Below are 14,567 nucleotides of genomic sequence, written 5' to 3' on the forward strand. Positions count from 1 at the left end.
AAATACGGCATATAGCCGCATTAATCGTCAACTAAGCGTGTATTTACAATACTTTAGGGAATTCCCCGATTCGTCGGGTTCAGGCCCCCACTAGAATCCAAAGCGGGAAACGTCACCCCGACGACGGATATATCATATATTCAAAAAAAGACGGGAACAGAAAAATCCCGCATCCCATACCGACAAAGGAGCGTAGCGTGATCAAGTTCAAGAAGACTGTTTTGGCGCTGGGGGTATGCGGCGCATTGGCGACGGGAACCGCGATGGCGGACATGAAGGTGGGGGCCTTGTTTCCGTTCAGCGGCGCGCTCGCCCTGCTCGGCCAGGAAAGCTATCGCGGCCTGGAACTGGCGGTCGCGGAAATCAATGCGGCCGGCGGCGTCAACGGCGAGAAGATCGAAATCATCAAGGCCGACGCGGTCGATCCGACCCAGGCGGTGTCGGAAACCAAGCGCCTGATCTCTTCCAATGTCGTCGGGGTGTTCGGCAGCTATGCCTCCGGCATCTCGTACGCGGCCTCGCCGGTCGCGGAACTGGCCGGCGTGCCGTATTTCGAACTGGGCGCCACCGCCCACAAAATCACCACGCGCAACTACCAATACCTGTTCCGCAGCAACCCCAACACGGCGCTGTACGGCGTTGCGGTGATCAACGCGCTGCACGAGATCGTCGCGCCCGGCATGGGCCTCGATCCCAAGCAGGTCAAGATCGGCATCATCCACGAAGACGGCCCCTACGGCACCGACGTGGCGGCGACCGAGAAAAAGCGCGCGCAGGAACTGGGCTACACGGTGGCCGAGGTCCTGCCCTACTCCGCCAAGACCGTCGACCTGTCGTCGCTGATCCTGCGCCTGAAGGGCGCCAAGGTCGACGTGGTGCTGCACACGGCCTACCAGAACGACGCCATCCTGTTCTTCAGCCAGGCGCGGGCGGCCGGGTTCAAGCCCAAGGTCGTGATCGGCGCGGGCGGCGGCTATTCCCTGACCGACACGGCCAAGGCCGTGGGCGCCGACATGAACGGCGTGTTCGACCTGGACTTCCCGCAGGCGTCCATCGATCCGGCCGGCGCGCCGGGGCTGGACAAGTTCCTGCAGGCCTACCGCAGCGCCTACAAGAGCGACCCGCAATCGGGCCACAGCCTGACCAACTACGTCGGCGCCAAAGCCTTCTTCGAAGCCATCGGCAACGCCAAGTCCACCGACAAGGACAAGATCCGGGCCGCGGTCCTGGCCTACAAGAAGCCGGCCGGCCAGACGGCCAACGGCTGGGCCTTCGATTTCGGCGAAGACGGCCAGAACAACGCATCCACGTTCTACGTGATGCAGTGGCAGGACGGCAAGCTCGTCACCATCGCGCCCGACAGCCTCGCGCTCGGCAAGCCGATCTTCAAGAAGTAAGCCCGGGCGCCCCGCGCACCTGACGTATCCCCCGGGGCCCGCGCGCCCCGGCCCGGACCGCTCCCCGGCCCGGGCCGGGTCCGCTGCCCGCTCTCTGAGGTTGTCATATGGATCTTTTCGTTCAACTGGTCATCAACGGCCTGTTGCTGGGCGGCGCCTACACCATCATCAGCCTGGGGCTGACGCTGATCTTCGGCGTGGTGCGCGTCATCAACTTCGCGCACGGCGAGTTCCTGATGGTGGGCATGTACATGGTCTACCTGATCGCCGCGCAACTCGGCGTGCATCCCTACGCCGGCCTGGTGCCGGTCGCCATCGTCCTGTTCGCGCTGGGCGCGCTGACGCAGAAGGCCATCATCCAGCCGCTGCTCAACGCCGACCAGCACATCCAGATCTTCGCCATGGTGGGCGTGTCCACCATCCTGCTGAATCTCGCGCTGGTGATATTCAGCGCCAACGTCTACCGCGCACCGGTCGAACTGGGCACCGACGCCATCGGCGTGGGCGCGTATTCCCTGGTGACCGGGCAGCTCGTCACCTTCGTGATCGGGCTGGGCCTGGCCGTGCTGCTGCATGTCTTCATGCACCGCACCTACCTGGGCCGCGCGCTGCGGGCCGTGGCGCAGCACCGCTACGCCGCCACGCTGATGGGCGTGAACGTCAACACCGTCTACGCCATCGCCTTCGGCCTGGGCACGGCCTTCGTCGGCATCGCCGCGGGCCTGCTGGCGCCGCAGTATCCGGTCTTCCCCACCGTGGGCACGTATTTCGTGCTGACGGCGTTCGTGATCGTCGTGCTGGGCGGACTGGGCAGCCTGTACGGCGCGGTGGCGGGGTCCATGATCATCGGCATCGTGGACACGCTGGCCGGCTTCTATATCGCCCCCGACCTGAAAGAGGTCGTGTACTTCGGGATCTTCCTCTTGATCCTGGTCCTGCGCCCGAACGGACTGTTCGGCGTCGGTACCGAGTGACCCGCAAAACCAGGAGCGAAAAACGTGTTTCCCGATATCCGGCATCCCAAAGCCTACGTCAGCCTCATCCTGCTGGCCGCGATGTTCATTGCGCCCGTCGTTTTGGCCACGCCGCTGTGGACCAATCTTTTCGTGCTGCTGTTCGTGTTCTCGGCGCTGTCGGTGGCCTGGAACATCGTCGGCGGCTACGCCGGCCAGCTCTCGCTGGGCCACGCGGTGTTCTACGGCATCGGCGGCTACACCGCCACGCTGCTGACGCAGAACTGGGGCATTTCGCCCTGGATCGGCATGCTGGCCGGCGCCCTCATCTCGGCGGGCGTCGCCGTGCTGATCAGCTACCCCACCCTGCGGCTGCGCGGCCCGTTCTTCGCGCTGGCCACCATCGCCATCCTCGAAGTGGTTCGCCTGCTGGTGATCCACGAAGAAAGCTGGACCGGCGGCTCCAGCGGCATCAGCCTGCCGCTGAACATAGGCTGGAAGTGGATCGTGTTCCGCGAGAAGATCAACTACGTGATCATCGCGTTCGGCCTGTTCCTGCTGGTGCTGTGGGTGTCCTGGTACGTCCGCAAATCGCGCGTCGGCCACTACCTGATCGCCATCCGCGAACGCGAGGACGCGGCGCTGGCCGTCGGCATCCACGCGGTGCGCATGAAGATCCTGGCGGCCGTGATCTCGGCCATGCTGACCAGCATCATCGGCACCTTCCACATCACCTACCTGACCTTCGTCGATCCCAGTTCGGCGTTCTCGCTGGAGCTGTCCATCCAGATCGCCATGTTCGCCCTGATCGGCGGGCTGGGCACGGTGATCGGACCGATCGCCGGCACTTTCCTGGTGCTGCCCATCGCCGAACTGGCGCGCGGCTGGCTCAGCAGCGTGGGCAACGGCATGCACGGGCTGATCTACGGCCTGATCCTGGTGGCCGTGGTGCTGACCATCCCGCACGGCCTGGCCGGCGCCTTCGGCCCCACCGTCGAGCGCTGGCTATCGCGCCTGCCCTACCTGGGCACGCCGCGGGCCGGGCGCAAGCTGGCCGACGAACTGCGCCTGCACGACGCCGTGCGCACCGAGCAGCCGGTGCTCAAGGCCGAGAATCTGTTCAAGAGCTTCGGCGGCCTGCGCGCCACCAACGACGTGTCGCTGACGCTGAACCGGAACGAGATCCTGGGCATGATCGGACCCAACGGCGCGGGCAAGACCACGGTGTTCAACCTGCTGTCGGGCTTTCTGGCGCCGGACAAGGGCAGCGTCTCGATGCTGGACGCCCACGGCAACTGGGTCTCCTGCAAGACGCCCGACGAGTTCGCGCACCAGGGCCTGGGCCGCACCTTCCAGATCGCCAAGCCGTTCACCGGCCTGACCGTGCTGGAGAACATCATGCTGGGCGCCTTCATCCGCACCGCCGACCGCGACGAGGCCGAGCAGATCGCGCTGAAAATCGCCGAGCAGACCGACCTGGTCAAGTACCTGGGCGCCGAGGCCCGCAGCCTGACCGTGGGCGGCATGAAGCGCCTGGAGATCGCCCGCGCGCTGGCGATCAACCCGCGCATCCTGCTGCTGGACGAAGTAATGGCGGGCCTGAACCCCACCGATATCGAGAAGTCGATCCGGATGATCCGGCGCATCCGCGATTCGGGCGTGTCGGTGCTGCTGATCGAACACATGATGCAGGCCACCATGGCGCTGTCCGACCGCATCGTGGTGCTCAACGAGGGCGCGGTGCTGGTCAGCGGCGCGCCGCAGGACGTGGTCGAGAATCCCGCGGTCATCGAAGCCTATCTGGGCAAGGAGTATCAGGATGCTTAAGGTCTCGAACCTGTCCGCCGGCTACGGCAAGAGCCAGGTGCTCAACGGCCTGAATTTCGAAGTCCGCGCCGGCGAGATCGTGACCCTGATCGGCGCCAACGGCGCCGGCAAGACCACCACGCTCAAGACCCTGTGCGGCGTGATCGCGGCCCAGGAAGGCCGGGTCGAATTCGAGGGCCGCGACCTCACCAACCACAAGCCCTACGACATCGTCGACGCCGGCATCACCATGGTGCCCGAGGGCCGCCAGCTGTTTCCGCACTTCACCGTGCGCGACAACCTGCTGATGGGCTCGTACAAGCGTGCAGCCCGCCCCATCGTGCAGCGCAAGCTGGACGAAGTGCTGGCCATCTTCCCGCGCGTCAAGGAACGCCTGGGCCAGTACGCCGGCTCCCTGTCCGGCGGCGAGCAGCAGATGGTGGCGATCGCGCGCGGCATGATGGCCGATCCCAAGCTGCTGGTGTTCGACGAGCCTTCGCTGGGCCTGTCGCCGCTGCTGGTGCAGCAGATGTTCGACATCATCCGCGACGTGACCGCGCACGGCATGACCGTGCTGCTGGTGGAACAGAACGTGTTCCGCACGCTGCGGCTGGCCGACCGCGGCTACGTGCTGGAAAACGGCGTCATCGTGCGCTCGGGCACCGGCGCCGAACTGCTCGGCGACCCGCACGTGAAAAAAGCCTATCTCGGCCACTGACTCCAGGAAACACCATGCCTTATGGAAAGCCGCAAGCAAGCCGGCCGCGCCGCGATCCCGGCGCGCGCTTCAGCAACCAGACCGCCATCGTGACCGGCGCCGTGGGCGGCATCGGCTCGGCCATCGTCGAAGGCTTCCTGGCCGAAGGCGCGCGCGTGGGCCTGATCGACTTCAATTCGCAGGCCGGCCAGGCCTACGAAGAAGCGCTGCGCCAGCGCGGCCACGAAGTCTGTTTCGTGCATGCGGACGTGGCGCGCTACGAAGACTGCCAGGCCGCCTACGACCGTCTCGCGCGCGAGCTGGGCGCGGCGGATATCCTGGTCAACAACGTCGGGATCTCGCCCAAGACCGACGGGCGCGCGCTCAAGGTCTGGGAAATGCCACCGCAGGAATGGGAAGCGGTGGTGGCGGTGAACCTGAACAGCGTGTTCTACATGACCCGGCTGGCCGCGCCGCACATGGTCGGGCAGCGGCGCGGGCGCGTCATCAACATGTCGTCGGTGGCCGGTAAGGCGTACTGCGACATCGTGGCCGCCCACTATGCGGCGACCAAGGCCGCGCTGATCGGACTGACCCGGCATTGGGCCGCCGAACTGGGCGGGCACCAGGTCACGGTCAACGCCCTGGCGCCCGGCCGCATCGACACCCCCTTGCTGCGCACCGTGCCCAGGGAAATCAACGACGCCGTGGCGCAGGCCACGGCGCTGCGCCGCCTGGGCACGCCGCAGGAAGTGGCCGACGCCTGCCTGTTCTTCGCCTCGGACCAGGCGCGCTTCGTCACCGGCCAGGTGCTGGACGTGGCCGGCGGATGGCTGATGACCTGAGGCCGCTCAGCCCTGCGCGCCCAGGTGGTACACCACCGTGTCGAGCCGGCTCACGCCCGCCGCCTGGAACTTGGGGTCCTTATCCAGGATGTCGCGGCGGTCGATGATCCGGGCCGGCGACACGGCCTCGAACAGCGCCTGCACCTCGCTGTCGACCACCGAGAACGGCGGCCCGGCCATCTCGTCCTGCGGATAGTCCAGCGTGATGAGCAGGCCCTGGTAGGCGGGCGACAGCTGGCCGTACACGTGGCGCACGTAATCGGCCCGCATGGTCTCGGGCAGCGCCACCAGCGCCGCGCGGTCGTAGGCGCCGACGCAATGCGACAGGATCTGCGCGTCCAGCTTGAAGATGTCGCCGCAGATGATTTCGATGTTGCCGGCGACGTAATGCTTGCCGTAGATGGACTGGTGCGTGAGCGGCTTGAGTTCGTTCTCATCGAAGAACTGCTCGACCGCCAGTTGCGACAGCTCCACGCCCAGCACCGGGTTGCCCTGCGCCGCCAGCCAGATCATGTCCAGCGACTTGCCGCAAAGCGGCACCAGCACCCGGCCCTGTTTGGGCACGCCCAGGGCCGGCCAGTATTTCTGCAAAAGCGGCGTGACCCGCGATTGATGAAAGTGCGTGCGCCCTTCGCGCCACCGCTGCAGCCAGAATTCTGCTTCCATACCGAGTCTGCTCCTCCTGTGAGTCGGCGCGGACCCGGCCGGGACCGGCGCACCAGGCGCCTGCGTCCCGCGCCTGCGGCCCGCGCTTATGGGTGTGGAGCATTGTAGTTCGGCGCGGCCGAATCGATGAGCTGCTGGCGCCGGTACTCGCCCTGGCGCACGTGCATCCAGCCGGGATACTCGGACGGCAGCGCGCTGACCTGGTCCAGCGCGGCCAGTTCTTCCTCGTCGAGCCGGATGCCGCAGGCGGCGAGGTTGTCGTCGAGCTGGTCCAGGCGCCTGGCGCCGATGATGACGCTGGTGACCACGCGCTGGTGCAGCAGCCAGGCCAGGGCCACCTGCGCCACAGACACGCCGCGCGCCTCGGCGATGCGCCGCAGCGCGTCGATGCAGTCGTAGGCCCGCTCGCGGTCCACCGGCGGGAAATCGAACACGGCGCGGCGGCTGCCGGCCTCGGCCTGGCCGTCGCGGCCGACCTTGCCGCTGAGCAGGCCGCCGGCCAGCGGGCTCCACACCATCAGCCCCACGCCCTCGCTTTGCAGCATGGGCGCGATCTCGCGCTCCAGGTCGCGGCCCGCGATCGTGTAGTACGCCTGCAGCGACTCGAAGCGCGCCAGCCCCAGGCGCTCGGCGATGCCCAGCGCCTTCATGATCTGCCAGGCCGCCCAGTTGGATACGCCCACGTAGCGGACGTGGCCCTGCTGCACCAGATTGTCCAGCGCCCTGACGGTTTCCTCCACCGGCGTGGCCGGATCGAAGCCGTGGATCTGGTAGAGGTCGATGTGGTCGAGCTGCAGGCGCGCCAGGCTTTTCTTGACGCCGTCCATGATGTGCGCGCGCGAATTGCCGCGGGCGTTGACCCCGGCCCCGGTCTGGCCGAAGACCTTGGTGGCGATGACCACGTCGTCGCGCGCCACCTTCAGGTCGCGCAGCGCCTGGCCGGTGATGATTTCGGAGCGGCCCTCGGAATAGACGTCGGCCGTGTCGATGAAATTGACGCCGGCCTCCAGGGCCCGGCCGACCAGCCGGTTGGCGTCTTCCTGCTGCAGGCGGCCGATCTTGCTCCACAGTTCGCCCTCGCCGCCGAAGGTCATGGTTCCCAGGCACAGCTCCGAGACGAACAGGCCGGTGCTGCCGAATTTCTTGTACCGCATGGTGCGCTCCTTTCAGGACAGGGCGGACGGCTTGCCCGCCGCGACCCGGACAGTATGCGTCCGACGGCGCGCGCCGGCGCTGCTCGATACTGTCCGCTTTTTGCCTGATTCTCCGGCATGGGTCCGCGGGCCGGGCCGGCGTATCCATTCCTCCGGTTTTTTTGCCCATTTCTCCATCGCGCGCGGCAGCCATTACCGCAACGGCCAGCTTGGGCCTACACTGGCATGACCCGATTCTCTGCCTCCGCCGCCGCCCGGCGCGCTTCCGGAGCTTCCCCCATGCCGCTGACCACCGCCCTGGCCGCCGATCGCGCCGGCCTCCCGCCCGCCGTCGAATACGAGCCCGCCCGCCGCGAGCTGCTCTGCACGCTGGACCGCATGACCGGCGACCTGGAAGGCTCGCTGGACACGCCCATCGAGGGCCTGTACCTGCACCGCCTGTCGCAGCCCACCGGCGCCAAGCCCGGCTTGCAGCGCGCCGCGCTGGCCGTGATCGCGCAGGGCTCCAAGCGGCTGCTGATCGGCGACGAGAGCTACGAGTACGACCCCTTTCATTACCTGATTTCCTCGGTCGACCTGCCGGTGGTGGCCAAGGTGTCGGTGGCCAGCCCGGCCCTGCCCTATCTGGGGCTGCGCCTGGACCTGAACCCCGAGGAAATCACCGAGCTGATCAGCGACGAGAACCTGCCCGCGCTGGCGCCGGCCGAGGCGGCGCGCGCGCTCAGCGTGAACCCGCTGGGCGGTTCGCTGCTCGACGCGGTGCTGCGGCTGCTGCGCCTCCTGGACACGCCGCGCGACATTCCCATCCTGGCGCCCATGGTCAAGCGCGAGCTGCTGTACCGCCTGCTGATGAACGGCCAGGGCGTGGTGCTGCGCCAGTCGGTGCTGCAGGACAGCCAGCTCAACCGCGTGGCCAAGGCCATCCGCATCCTGCGCGACAACTTCGCGCAGCCGCTGCGAGTGGAAGAAATCGCGCGCGACGTGCACATGAGCGTGTCTTCGCTGCACCATCATTTCAAGCAGGCCACCGCCATGAGCCCGCTGCAATACCAGAAGCAGCTGCGCCTGCAGGAGGCGCGCCGGCTCATGCTGACCGACGACGCCGGGGTGGCGCTGGCGGCGCACGCCGTGGGCTACGAGAGTTCGTCCCAATTCAGCCGGGAATACAGCCGCCTGTTCGGCACGCCGCCCCTGCGCGACAAGCAGCGCTGGAAGGACGAAGCCGCTTCCCCCGGCGCCTGAGCGCGCCGCACCGGGCTAGGGATAGCCCTAATTCTTGATTTGACAACGTTACCATTAGACTGCCGCCTGGCGAATGACAACGTTGTCATTCGTCCTCTTTTTTCTTTGTTTTCCGACACTCGGCGGCCGCATGAATCCCTTCCTGGACACCCTGCTCGACACCCCACTGGACGACACCTACCGCGGCGTACCGCCCGGCGAGCCGGCCGTCGCGCTGCGCGCCGTGGCCTCGCGCGGCTGGCAGCCCAGGACCGGCAACATGGCCCTGCCGGTCCTGACCATGGACGAGGCCGCCTTCGACCACAACGTCGAACGGATTTTCGGCTACGCCCGCAGCCACGGCGCGGCGCTGGCGCCGCACGCCAAGACGCCGATGTCGCCGCAGATCGTGCAGCGCCTGCTGGACGCCGGCGCCTGGGGCGCCACCGTCGCCAACCTGCAGCAGGCCGCCGTGCTGCTGCGCGCCGGCGTGCGCCGCCTGATGCTGGGCAACGAGATCGGCGGCGCCGCCAGCGGCGCCCGCCTGGGCAAGCTGCTGGCGGCCTATCCGGATGCGCGCATGCTGATGTTCGCGGACTCGGCCGCCACGGTCTCGGCGCTGGCCGCCGCCGCCGCACAGGCCGGGCGCGCGGTGGAGGTGCTGGTGGAGATTGGCGGCGGGCGCGCCGGCGCGCGCGACGATGCGGCCGTCGCCGCCATCCTCGACGCCGTCGCGGCCCACGGCGGCAAGCTCGCCCTGGCCGGCGTGGCCACCTATGAAGGCGCCGTCGCCACCTCGGACCCGGCCGCCACGGCGCAGAACATCGCCGCGCTGATGCAGCGCGCCGCGCGCGCCTTCGGCCAGGTGCGCGCGCTGGCGCCGCAGGCGCCGCTGGTTTTCACGGCCGGCGGCTCCGCCTTCTTCGACCACGTCGTGCAGGCCGCCGGCCCGCTGCTGGCGCAGGACGGCAACGCCCAGCTGGTGCTGCGCAGCGGCGCCATTTTCTTCCACGACCACGGCGCCTACGAACGCGCGCTCAAGGCCATGGACGCGCGCGCCGGCTTCCAGGTCGACGGCCAGGCCCGCCAGGCCGCCGCCGACTTCCGGCCGGCCCTGCGCCTGTGGGGCGAGGTCCTGTCGCGTCCCGAACCGGGGCTGGCGATCTGCGGCTTCGGCATGCGCGACGTGTCCTACGACCAGGACCTGCCCGTGCCGCTGGCGGCCTACCGCGACGGCGCGCCCCTGGCCGGCTGGGACCCCGCCGGGCGCGTCACCCGGCTCAACGACCAGCATGCCTTCCTGGCCGTCGCGCCCGACAGCGCGCTGGCGCCGGGCGACGTGATCGAGTTCGGCATCTCGCACCCCTGCACCTGTCTGGACCGCTGGCGCGTCTTCTTCGGCCTGGACGCCGACGGCCGGGTGCAATCCGCCTACCGCACGTTCTTCGGGTAAGCCATGCAGCAACTGAATTTCCAACAGATCTGGCGCTACCGCGAACAGCTCTGGCAAGGCATGCAGGTCACGCTGGAGCTGACGGCCATCGCCGTCGTCGCCGGACTGGCGATCGGCCTGGCCGGCGCCCTGCTCACGCGCCACGGCCCCCGGCCCGTCAAGCTGTTCCTGCGGGCCTATGTCGAGGTGTTCCGCAACACGCCCTCGCTGATCCAGCTTTTCGTGGTGTTCTTCGTGCTGCCCGGCCTGGGCCTGCGCATGCCGCCCTTCGTGGCCGCGGCGGTGGCGCTGAGCCTGTATTTCGGCGCCTACGCCATCGAGATCCTGCGCGCCGGGCTGGACTCGATTCCGCGCAGCCAGGTCGAGGCCGGCCACTGCCTGGGCCTGACGAGCTGGCAGGTCTACCGCCACATCGTGCTGGCGCCGGCGCTGCGCAACGTCTATCCGGCGCTGGGCACGCAACTGGTCATCCTGCTGCTGGGCACCTCGCTGGCCTCGCAGGTTTCCGCCGAAGACCTGTTCCACGCCGGCAGCTTCATCGAAAGCCGCACCTATCGCAGCTTCGAGGTCTATGCGGTGATCTGCGGCATTTACTTCACGCTGGTGCTGATCACCAAGGCCGTGCTGGCCCTGGCCGGCAGCCTGGCCTTCACCTGGCCCGTGCGCCGCTAGGAGCCTTGAGCATGCGTACGTTTTCCTGGAGCGATTTCGCCTCCCTGCTGAGCGCCCTGCAATGGACGGTGGCGCTGGTGCTGATCGCGCTGGCCATCGGCGCGCCGCTGGGCCTGGGGCTGGCGCTGCTGCGCAGCCATCGCGCCGCGCCGCTGCGCTGGCTGGCCGCCGTCCTGCAGCAACTGGTGCAGGGCGTGCCGCTGCTGGGCCTGCTGATGTTCTTCTACTTCGGCATGCCGGTATTCCTGGGCGTCGAGGTGCCGGCGCTGACCGCCGTCAGCGTGGCCTTCATCATCTACACGGCCGCCTTCCTGGGCCAGATCTGGTATGGCGGCATCCAGGCGGTCAAGCACGAACAATGGGAAGCCGCCGCCTGCCTGGGCCTGTCCAAATGGCATCAGTTCCGCCACGTGATCGCGCCGCAGGCGCTGCGCCTGTCGCTGCCGCCCACCGTGGGCTTTCTGGTGCAGCTCATCAAGGGCACCTCGCTGGCCTCGGTGGTGGGCTTCGTGGAACTGGCCCGCGCCGGGCAGATCGCCAGCGCCGCCACCTTCCAGCCCCTGCTGGTGTATTCCTGCGTCGCGTTGCTGTACTTCGCGGCGTGCCTGCCCCTGACGATGTGGGCGCGTAACCTGGAGGGCCGCATCCATGGCGCTCGTTGAAGTCTCCAATGTCCACAAACGTTTCGGCGCCAACGCGGTGCTCAACGGCGTCTCGCTAGAAGTCGACGAAGGCGAGATCGTCACCATCATCGGCCGCTCCGGCTCGGGCAAGTCCACCCTGCTGCGCTGCCTGAACGCGCTGGAGACCGTCGACGACGGCGACATCCGCATCGGCGGCGAACGCGTGCACGCCGCCATGCCCGGCCTGCGCCAGTTCCGCCAGCGCGTGGGCATCGTGTTCCAGCAGTTCAACCTGTTTCCCCACCTGAACGTGGAGCGCAACATCACGCTGGCGCCCACGCTCAACGGCAAGATCGCCAAGTCCGAGGGCCGCGCGCTGGCGCTGGACGTGCTGCGCCGCGTCGGCCTGGCCGAAAAGATCGACGCCTATCCCGCCCTGCTGTCGGGCGGCCAGCAGCAGCGCGTGGCGATCGCCCGCTGCCTGGCGATGGCGCCGCAGCTGATGCTGTTCGACGAGGTCACCTCGGCGCTCGATCCCGAACTCGTGGGCGAGGTGCTGAAGGTCATGGAAGACATGGCGCGCCAGGGCATGACCATGGTGCTGGTGACCCACGAAATGGCCTTCGCCCGCAACGTCGCGTCCAAGGTCGTGTTCATGCACCAGGGCCGCGTGTGGGAACAGGGCCCGCCCGCCCGGCTCTTCGCCGATCCCCAGACCCCCGAGCTGCGCCAGTTCATCGGCACGGCCGCGCCGACCGCCCATTAAGGCATACACCACCGGAGCCATCCCATGAAACTCTTCGCCAAGCTGGCCGCCGCCGCGGCCGTCTGCCTCTCCCTGGCCGCTCCCGCGGCGGCCGCCGACAAACTGCAGGACGTGCTGGACGCGGGCAAGCTGCGCGTCGGCGTCCTGATGGACGCCGCCCCCTGGGGCTTCAAGAACGCCAAGGGCGAGGCCGACGGCCTGGACATCGACATGGCCAAGCTCATGGCCGCCGACCTGGGCGTCAAGCTCGAACTGGTGCAGCTCACCGGCGCCAGCCGCATCCCCAGCCTGCTCGCCGGCAAGGTCGACGTGCTCATCGCCGCGGCGGGCGCCACGCCCGAACGCGCCCAGCAGGTGATGTTCTCGCAGCCCTACGCGGCCGTGAACCTGGGCGTCTACGGCGGCGAAGGCCTGCCGCAGGCCAAGACGGCGGCCGACCTCAAGGGCCGCAGCATCGCCGTCGCCAAGGGCTCCACGCTGGACATCTGGCTGACCGACAACGCCCCCGAGGCCAGGCTGGTGCGCTTCGAGGACACGCCTTCGGCGGTGGCCGCCTACCTGGCCGGCCAGGCCGAGTCGTTCGCCGAGAACAGCGCCATCGCGCTCAAGGTGGCCGAGGACAATCCGGCCAAGGCGCCCCAGCTCAAGTTCCTGATCCGCCAGTCGCCGGCGCATGCCGCGGTCCAGCAGGGGCAGCAGAACCTGCTGAACTGGATCAACACCTTTCTCTTCTCCAACCGCATGAACGGCAAGCTCGCGACGCTGCAGGAAAAGTGGTTCAAGGAAGCCCAGACCCTGCCGCAGATGTAATCCGGGCGCGCCCGACTACCGAGGATACGCATGATCAAACGCTACAAATCCGGCTCGCGCATGAGCCAGGCCGTGTCGTACAACGGCTTCGTGTTCATCGCCGGCCAGGTGGCCGACAACCGCCAGGGCTCGCTGGAATCCCAGACCCGCGAAGTGCTGGCCAAGATCGAGGCGCTGCTGGCCGAGGCCGGCAGCGACAAATCGCGCCTGCTGGCGGTGGACGTGTTCCTGCCGGCCATCGGCGACTTCGACGCCATGAACCGCGTCTACGACGCCTGGATCGATCCGGCCAATCCGCCCGCCCGCGCCTGCGTCGAAGCGCGGCTGGCAGATCCCGACCTGCGGGTCGAAATGACGGCCGTCGCCGCGCTGCGCTGACACGCCGCGCCCCCACTCGACACTCCACTCCACTTCGCGCCGCCGCTGGCGGCGCCGCAGCTCCCTCCATGCATACCGGCCTGTTTCACGAGATCGATTTCGACGCCGACGGCAAGGCGCTCAGCTTCCTGGGCACCCCCTATTCGGTGGACCGCTCGCCCTACTACCAGATCAAGACGCCCGTCTGCCGCATCCGCAACGGCAGCGGTCCGCGGGTGCTGCTCATGGCCGGCAACCACGGCGACGAATACGAGGGCGAAGTCGCGCTCGGCCGGCTGATACGCCGCCTGTCGCCGCAGCAGATCCGCGGCGAGGTCACCATCCTGCCGCTGGCCAATCTGCCCGCGGTGATGGCTGCGCGCAGGCGTTCGCCGCTGGACGACGGCAACCTCAACCGCGCCTTTCCCGGCGCGCCGGGCGGCACCCCGACCGAACGGCTGGCGCACTTCCTGGAGCACGAACTCTTTCCGCGCCATGACGTGGTGTTCGACATCCATTCCGGCGGCACCTCGATGGCCCACCTGCCCACCGCCCTGATCGAACGCCAGGACGACCCCGGGCGCATGGCCCGGGCGCTGGACCTGATGGGTTCGCTGGGCATGGCCCATGCCTTCGTGGCGGCCAACGGCCGCGAGGCCCCGACCTCGATGGCCGCGGCGGCGCGCGCCGGGGCCATCGGCATCAGCGGCGAATTCGGCGGCGGCGGCACGCTGACGCCGGCCAGCCTGGCCGCCACCCAGCGCGCCATCGACAACCTGCTGCAGAAGCTGGGCGTGACCGACGCGCCGGTGCTCGGCCCCCACGCGCCCGCCGCCCCCGGCATGCAGCTGCTGGAGCTCGACAGCCACGAGCAGAATATTTTCGCCACCCGCCGGGGCTGGTTCGAACCGGCCGTGGACATCGGCGCCCACGTGCGCGCCGGCGACGTCGCCGGCTACTACCACGACTTCAACCGGCTCGACGCCGACGAGCAGGTGCTGCGCTTCCGGGCCTCGGGCATCGTCATCTCCAGGCGGCTGCATACCGATTGCGAATCCGGCGACAGCCTGATCCAGGTCGCGCGTCCGATCGCCCGGGCTGATATCCTGACGGATGCCGCCTGATTCAGGAACCCGCCATAGACACC

At 68.2% G+C, this 14,567-nt stretch carries 15 protein-coding genes; 13 read left to right on the forward strand and 2 right to left on the reverse strand.

Annotation, left to right across the window (positions count from 1 at the left end; all coding sequences use genetic code 11):
- The first annotated feature begins 197 nt into the window (after window positions 1-197).
- The 5 genes from A6B37_RS09105 to A6B37_RS09125 all read left to right on the forward strand — a co-directional run bounded on the left by A6B37_RS09105 (window position 198) and on the right by A6B37_RS09125 (window position 5,698).
- A complete protein-coding gene (locus A6B37_RS09105) occupies window positions 198-1,397 on the forward strand; it encodes an ABC transporter substrate-binding protein (protein ID WP_102776243.1) in 1,200 nt (399 codons plus the stop codon).
- A 107-nt stretch (window positions 1,398-1,504) separates the two neighbouring features.
- Window positions 1,505-2,371: a branched-chain amino acid ABC transporter permease gene (locus A6B37_RS09110; protein ID WP_111825589.1), complete on the forward strand. Its 867-nt coding sequence runs from the start codon at window positions 1,505-1,507 to the stop codon at window positions 2,369-2,371.
- 24 nt (window positions 2,372-2,395) lie between these two features.
- Window positions 2,396-4,177: a branched-chain amino acid ABC transporter ATP-binding protein/permease gene (locus A6B37_RS09115; RefSeq protein WP_102776245.1), complete on the forward strand. Its 1,782-nt coding sequence runs from the start codon at window positions 2,396-2,398 to the stop codon at window positions 4,175-4,177.
- A complete protein-coding gene (locus tag A6B37_RS09120) occupies window positions 4,170-4,874 on the forward strand; it encodes an ABC transporter ATP-binding protein (RefSeq protein WP_102776246.1) in 705 nt (234 codons plus the stop codon). Before A6B37_RS09115 ends, A6B37_RS09120 begins: the two co-directional genes overlap by 8 nt.
- Before the next feature lie 14 nt (window positions 4,875-4,888).
- Window positions 4,889-5,698 (forward strand): SDR family NAD(P)-dependent oxidoreductase, encoded by an 810-nt coding sequence (locus A6B37_RS09125; protein ID WP_111825590.1) that lies wholly within the window; start codon window positions 4,889-4,891, stop codon window positions 5,696-5,698.
- A gap of 6 nt (window positions 5,699-5,704) precedes the next feature.
- Here A6B37_RS09125 and A6B37_RS09130 read toward each other — a convergent pair whose 3' ends face one another.
- Both A6B37_RS09130 and A6B37_RS09135 read right to left on the reverse strand, forming a co-directional pair.
- On the reverse strand, window positions 5,705-6,364 hold the full coding sequence (locus A6B37_RS09130; RefSeq protein ID WP_102776248.1) for a thiopurine S-methyltransferase: 660 nt from the start codon (window positions 6,362-6,364) through the stop codon (window positions 5,705-5,707).
- Window positions 6,365-6,450: 86 nt separating this feature from the next.
- Window positions 6,451-7,518: an aldo/keto reductase gene (locus tag A6B37_RS09135; protein WP_111825591.1), complete on the reverse strand. Its 1,068-nt coding sequence runs from the start codon at window positions 7,516-7,518 to the stop codon at window positions 6,451-6,453.
- 279 nt (window positions 7,519-7,797) lie between these two features.
- Here A6B37_RS09135 and A6B37_RS09140 point away from each other — a divergent pair, with 279 nt between their 5' ends.
- From A6B37_RS09140 to A6B37_RS09175, 8 genes are all read left to right on the forward strand, one after another.
- Entirely contained in the window at window positions 7,798-8,760 is a 963-nt protein-coding gene (locus A6B37_RS09140) for an AraC family transcriptional regulator (RefSeq protein ID WP_111825592.1), read from the forward strand.
- A gap of 130 nt (window positions 8,761-8,890) precedes the next feature.
- Window positions 8,891-10,192: an alanine racemase gene (locus A6B37_RS09145; RefSeq protein WP_111825593.1), complete on the forward strand. Its 1,302-nt coding sequence runs from the start codon at window positions 8,891-8,893 to the stop codon at window positions 10,190-10,192.
- A gap of 3 nt (window positions 10,193-10,195) precedes the next feature.
- A complete protein-coding gene (locus tag A6B37_RS09150) occupies window positions 10,196-10,864 on the forward strand; it encodes an amino acid ABC transporter permease (protein WP_102776252.1) in 669 nt (222 codons plus the stop codon).
- Window positions 10,865-10,875: 11 nt separating this feature from the next.
- Window positions 10,876-11,526: an amino acid ABC transporter permease gene (locus tag A6B37_RS09155; RefSeq protein WP_102776253.1), complete on the forward strand. Its 651-nt coding sequence runs from the start codon at window positions 10,876-10,878 to the stop codon at window positions 11,524-11,526.
- Entirely contained in the window at window positions 11,513-12,253 is a 741-nt protein-coding gene (locus tag A6B37_RS09160; RefSeq protein WP_102776254.1) for an amino acid ABC transporter ATP-binding protein, read from the forward strand. The genes A6B37_RS09155 and A6B37_RS09160 overlap by 14 nt, the downstream gene beginning before the upstream one ends.
- Window positions 12,254-12,277: 24 nt before the next feature.
- The gene (locus A6B37_RS09165) at window positions 12,278-13,063 is read left to right on the forward strand and encodes a transporter substrate-binding domain-containing protein (protein ID WP_102776255.1); all 786 of its coding nucleotides are present in this window, start codon (window positions 12,278-12,280) and stop codon (window positions 13,061-13,063) included.
- Between the two features lie 30 nt (window positions 13,064-13,093).
- Window positions 13,094-13,441, forward strand: a complete 348-nt coding sequence (locus A6B37_RS09170; protein WP_013395491.1) for a RidA family protein — start codon at window positions 13,094-13,096, stop codon at window positions 13,439-13,441.
- A gap of 68 nt (window positions 13,442-13,509) precedes the next feature.
- Window positions 13,510-14,544: a succinylglutamate desuccinylase/aspartoacylase family protein gene (locus A6B37_RS09175; protein WP_102776257.1), complete on the forward strand. Its 1,035-nt coding sequence runs from the start codon at window positions 13,510-13,512 to the stop codon at window positions 14,542-14,544.
- Window positions 14,545-14,567 lie beyond the last annotated feature (23 nt).

The sequence above is a fragment of the Achromobacter sp. HZ01 genome, from assembly GCF_003267925.1.
In the GTDB taxonomy this organism is placed as follows: Bacteria; Pseudomonadota; Gammaproteobacteria; order Burkholderiales; family Burkholderiaceae_B; genus Achromobacter; species Achromobacter pulmonis_A.